At 22.0% G+C, this 2,219-nt stretch carries 2 protein-coding genes; both read left to right on the top strand.

Features of this window, described 5'->3' with window-relative positions:
* Positions 1-387 precede the first annotated feature (387 nt).
* Complete coding sequence (locus tag EZH24_RS10590) at positions 388-1,332, top strand: Rossmann-fold NAD(P)-binding domain-containing protein (protein WP_137999092.1); 945 nt, start codon at positions 388-390, stop codon at positions 1,330-1,332.
* Positions 1,332-2,177 carry a sugar phosphate isomerase/epimerase family protein gene (locus EZH24_RS10585; protein WP_137999091.1) on the top strand — a complete coding sequence of 282 codons (846 nt, stop codon included), beginning with the start codon at positions 1,332-1,334 and terminating at the stop codon, positions 2,175-2,177. Before EZH24_RS10590 ends, EZH24_RS10585 begins: the two co-directional genes overlap by 1 nt.
* The last annotated feature ends 42 nt before the right edge of the window (positions 2,178-2,219 follow it).

Raw genomic sequence — 2,219 nt, 5'->3', positions numbered from 1 at the left:
TTTTAAGTATTAAACTATAATTACTCCGAAACGGTTTATAATAATAAAAATTATAAGTTGTCTCAAAAGAATAGAGGAATATATTTATTATTATATTATCAAGTTATATATAAAATAACTTTAAGAATTAGTATTTTTTGTTCTTTAATAGCGTTTGGCGGCGGCGTTTATAGTTTAATACTTAAAATTTTTAAATTTCAAATAGTAAACGGATGGGCGTCCACTTTTACTTTCTTGTCTTTTTGTTTTACATTTGTTTTCTTAATCTTTAGCATTATTATTAGATTTTTAGGGCTGTTATTTATAGAAGTAAATAGCATGCCTATATATAAAGTTATTCAAATAAATAAATTATAAATTATATGATAAATAATTAAGGATAAACTTATGAATAATAATTGTTTAATAGGATATAACGGTTTTGTCGGAAGCAATATATTATTAAAATCGGACTTTTATTCTAAATATAATTCAAAAAATATTAACGATATAAGAAATAGAGAATTTGATTTATTAATATGTTCCGCCATACCTTCGGATATGCAACTAGCTAATTTAAAATATAAAAAAGATTTGGAAAATATAAACGAATTATTAAATATTTTAAAAACAGTAAAATCAAAAAAAGCCGTTTTGATATCCACAATAGCCGTTTATCCGCAACCCGTTATTTATGATGAAAATGATTTTGATTATGAAAGCGATTCTAATTATGGCAAAAATAGAAAATTAGCCGAATACGAATTCTCTAAAATATTTAGAGACAGTTATATTATAAGACTTCCAGCGTTATTTGGAAACAATTTAAAAAAGAATTTTATTTTTGATATAATTAATCCAGAACCTTCGTTTTTCACTAAAGAAAAATTTGAATATATAAATTCGATTTTAAAAGACGATACGCTAAAAAAATATTATAATTATAATAAAGATACCGAAAGATATATATTTGATAGAAATAAAGCTATTAACGATAATATTAGAAGTCGCATAAAAGATATATTATTTTCTATTAATGAAACTTCGTTGCAATTTACGAATTCCAATAGCAGATTTCAATTTTACAATTTAGATAATTTATACAAAGACATATTAAAATCTATAGACAATAATATAAATATTTTAAATATTTGTTCAGAACCGATATCCGCTAAAGAAATAATGAAAAATATATTTAATAAAGACTTTGATTCTGATAAAGCGAAATTATATGATTATAATATGAAATCAATTTACGCTTCAAAATGGAATAATAGCGATAATTATTTATACAATAAAGATAATATTTATTCAGATTTGAAAGATTTTTTTATTAAAAATGGAGTTTTATAATGAATTTATGCATATCTTCGTTGGCATGGAATTTAGAGGATAGAAATAAAATATATTCTTTTCTAAACGATAAAAATATAAAATATATAGAAATAGTTCCAAATAAAATATCAAAATTGGGATTATTTGACGATTACAAAAATTATGTAAAATTAAGAAAAGAATGGGAAAGTTTTGATATTAAAGCGGTTTCTATGCAAAGTTTACATTTCGGACTAAATAACTGTTCTTTATTTAATTCTAAAGAAGAAAGAGAAAATTTATTTCAATATACCGTTAAATCGATTGAAGTTGCAAATATTTTAGATATTAAACATTTGGTATTCGGCTCTCCAAAATTAAGAATTATAAAAGATAATATGCCGTATGATGACGCTATAAATATCGCTAAAGATTTTTTCTATAATATTTCAAAAGAAGCCGAAAAATATAATATAGTTATAGGAATAGAGCCTAATTCAAAACTATACGGAACAAATTTTTTAACTAATACATTTGATACTTATAATTTTGTAAAAGAAATTAATTTAAGCAATATAGGAATTAATTTAGACTTAAGCACAATAATTTTAGAAAATGAAAATTTAAATAATTCTATAGATATTGTAAATTCGTTAAATAAACCGTTTCATAGTCATATAAGTTTGCCGTTTCTTAAAAATAATTACGAAGATTATGCCGATATATTAGAAAAATATATTAATAAATTAAAATATTCAAAGGCTAATTATTGTTCAATAGAAACGGTTATTGACTCTAACGATTGTAAATACAGTATAAAAATAATAGAAAATATAATTTGTTTAATTAAAAATATAATTGAAAAAAGGAGTATTAATATATAATCAAATCCCATCCTAAATTGCGCGCCTTGTTTTCCTTCTCCA

Origin of the sequence: Brachyspira catarrhinii, from assembly GCF_005518285.1 — a bacterium.
In the GTDB taxonomy this organism is placed as follows: Bacteria; Spirochaetota; Brachyspiria; order Brachyspirales; family Brachyspiraceae; genus Brachyspira; species Brachyspira catarrhinii.
This window is presented reverse-complemented; position numbering and strand designations above follow the sequence as displayed.